This window comes from Congregibacter sp. (assembly GCF_045107095.1).
GTDB lineage: Bacteria > Pseudomonadota > Gammaproteobacteria > Pseudomonadales > Halieaceae > Congregibacter.
In genome coordinates this window covers 1-3383 of the sequence record NZ_JBGCFU010000079.1, presented here as the reverse complement: position 1 = coordinate 3383, position 3383 = coordinate 1, and the positions used below count along the sequence as shown (strand labels likewise).

The following is a 3383-nucleotide window of genomic DNA, read 5'->3' as shown; positions in this document are numbered from 1 at the left end:
TAAACCAAATAATTACCGCTGGATGCATCTATGGCCGGGCCGCACATCTTTATTCATTGTTGAATCGCCGGTCTTGGCGGCTGAATTACCAATTGTAGCCTAAGGTTAACGAAAACGCTAAATATCTGATTAAAATTGATTTTTTGGCTGAGATACACGTTTCACTTGCTGTGACACGATGACTGAACCGAACACCATTGTACCTATAGAATTCACACTAACTGGATATGGAGGAACGGGTTCTTCGCATACCTCAAGTTGGATCTAGCCCTTAGCAACATCCCTCTCTGATCCAGTAGCATCAGTCGCAAGCTCGACAGTATCTTGTATCGCGTCGTTTTCACGCCTCACCTGCTGACCTGCGCCGCCCACTTCAGGCACTTCTTCGACGCGGAATGGTTCAGTAGTGCCATCCTTGGCTTTGCCCAGCCAGATTGTTTGTTGTGGGTAAGGGATCTCAATGTCACGCGCATCAAAAACGGTCTTCAGATACCCGTTATAGGCACGACCGACAGCCCATTGCTTGCCCGGAATGGTCTTGATGCGTGTACGTAGCACCACGGCGTTATCTCCAAAGCTGTTGATGCCAAACCACTCCAGCGGGGCTATAATAGATCCAGCGATCTCCGCGTCCTCCATGAGCATATCGAACGCGTCGTGCATAGCTTGTTTGGCGTCGTCTACGTTTTCACGGTACGCGATGCCCATATCACAAACTGAGTAAGAAAACTCGCGCATGAAGTTACTGACCATATCCACGCTCGAGAATGGCATGATGTGGAAAACGCCGTGCGCGTCACGCAAACTAACTGAGCGTACCGACAGTTTTTCGACAGTGCCCGTGATGCCTCCCACGGTAATGACATCGCCAACATTAATGGAATTCTCAAACTGAATAAAAATGCCTGTTATAATGTCCTTGACCATTGACTGTGCGCCAAAACCTATCGCCAGACCAAGAACACCCGCAGAGGCCAGCAGTGGCCCGATATTGAGTCCTATTTCAGACAGGCAAAACATCAGTGTGATAATGATCAGGGCTATAGTGGCCGCGTTGCGCAACAGTGTCAGCAGCGTGATCTCGCGTGACGTGGGCACCGAGCCGTATTCAGGATTCAGCTTGTAATCCACGAAGGAAGTGAGCCCCAGCCAAAGCCCAAAAGCGACCAGCAAGATCAAAACCACCGATACAATGGACGTCGTGACCTGAAGACCAACCTGACTTTCCAACCAACTACGCATGTCGATTATGCCGATCACGTCAAACGCAAACAGCAGTACGATCGACAAAATCGCAAGCCTAAGTGCTCCAAAGGCGCGTGGAACGAAGCGGTTGAGGCGCGGTTCAAGAAGGGGCAGCTTTTGGTTGATGTCTTCGGGCAGAGTTACTCCGCGCATCATCGCCGTCGACAACCAGCCCGAAGCCAGCGAGGCGACGATCAGTGCAGCGAGGACCTTTCCTGAGGCGACCAGCGCAGCCAAAGTCACTTCGGCAGGCTGCGTCATCAGCACCACGAACATCGCACCCAGATAGCCAAGCACGATCAAATGCCAGAGCTTTGCGAGACCAACCATCAATCCGTCGGCCAATCCCGTTTTAGAAACCGGGTTGCTCTCATCTGTGGTTAAATCTGGATGCGAAGGAATATCAACCGGTCCCGACAGCCAACTTGCGACATCACCCCTGTGGCGGACCACCAGATAAACCAGATAGAGCAGCACGAAGACCGACAAAAGCGCTGATACGCCACTTCCTGCGGCCATCGAAGCGCTTTGGTTGACGATAGGCACGACGAGCAATTGACCATAGCCCAGCACGCTCAGTATCAGGCTGAGCGATCTATTGATCGTTTTCGTTGCATGGTCGCTCACAGAGACCAAACGCAGGCCGCTTGCGGCCGGGGACAACACGGCGCGTACGACCACTTTACCGATTTCCACGAGAAGGAAAGCGTTCAGATACATCGTTTGCCCAATGCCGATCGAACCATATTCACCTACGGCGAGTATCGCCACCAAGTAGCCAAGAGCCCAGGCAAGCAAAACGATAAACAAAGCAGTGATGTTTGACGCAAGGAAAAGAGAGACCAGGCGGAACAAACTTGCCTGTTCGGCACGCCGACCCAAGCGGGCATAAAATCTCTTGGCCAAGTTGCGTAGCACTAATAAAACAGAAACTGATATTACAATAACCAACAGAAGGTCCGGCATTGCTTTTAGCAGGATGCTGAACTCTTCCCCACTGAGTCCCGAAAAAACGTTTTGACCACTGGAAATGCTGGTCCAAAGCCCACTGAGCGTGGCAACAGCGTCCTCACTGATCTCTTGGGTTATCAACGCGATCCGCCGGCCAAGCGAAACGGCCTCCACGGCGGGTTCGCTCACCGTCGCCATCTGTTCCGCGGCCCTGATTGTTGTAGCCTCCAACTCTTCAATTAGCTTGCTGCGCGCAGTATCATCTTTCAGCACATCGAGGAGCGATTTGAGCGCAGAACTGTCCGTCACAACCTGTTCTTCCGTTGGGGTGCCGCTACTTAGTTGCGCCTGGGCCGGGGACAGATGGAAGCTCAAAGTAAGAGCAAGTACAAATGCGAAGTATGCCCGCATTCTCAATTTAGTCAGCAGTTGGATTGCTGCTCGCATGGTTTTGCCCCTAATTCTCGTTTTTTGTTTGTTGCCGTCTAGCACCTATTCCTTTGCTGCGCCTTGTCCAATTCCATCGTCGAAAAATGGTCTCTAAAATCTCGACGATCAAAGGAATTTGAAAGCTTCCAGCTTGTTGGGTCGGAAGGGTTCGCGGTTGGAGGCGTTCGCGGCGATACCGATGTGACCTTGGATGCTGATCCCTTTTTAAAAACGGAGGCTCCCGCTATTCTTGCTTCAGGCGACGTTGTCCCGCGTTCGTTTTGCCCGCAACTCTGTGGTTGAATTCTCGCACAGCCAAGATTCGCTTTGCGACATGCGACGCTTTAGTATTTGTAGCTCCAGAGCCCAAAGCTGACGTTAACTGGTTCCCCTGCCCTGTCTTGCAAAGAATGCCTCCTTTGACCGCGCAGTCTGGCTTGTTCATGATTTATGGCATCACAGCCAAACTCCGTCCATACGAACCTAAGTGAGTAGATTGATGAAGAATCCGCTATGCATCCAATCCGTCAGAACACGCGAGGGTTTCGCGTAGGCCAAAGCAATCTCAGATCGCACCCAAGTAATAGCCGATGGCTTCGGCCAATTCGGTTTCCTCGTAGCCGAAATGGGAGCGCACGGTCTCTTCAAGCTTGCGGAACGTAGCGGCGGCATGCGCGAAATGTGCCTCTGACGGGTTCTCGGTCAACGCATCCGCCGCCCGGTTGAGGCGGATAATCAACTCATTCACTACCTCGTGT

2 protein-coding genes are annotated in these 3383 nt (G+C 52.0%); both read right to left on the bottom strand.

The features are described 5' to 3' along the window. Window positions 1–264: 264 nt before the first annotated feature. Window positions 265–2643: a mechanosensitive ion channel domain-containing protein gene (locus tag AB8B76_RS11550; RefSeq protein ID WP_405272618.1), complete on the bottom strand. Its 2379-nt coding sequence runs from the start codon at window positions 2641–2643 to the stop codon at window positions 265–267. Between the two features lie 547 nt (window positions 2644–3190). After that, window positions 3191–3383 (bottom strand): hypothetical protein (locus AB8B76_RS11545; protein ID WP_405272617.1); only part of this gene is annotated, 193 nt, incomplete at its 5' end.

Coding starts and splice junctions, on each gene's coding strand:
- AB8B76_RS11550 (WP_405272618.1), bottom strand. CDS start 2,643: ATGCGAGCAGCAATCCAACTGCTGACTAAATTGAGAATGCGGGCATAC.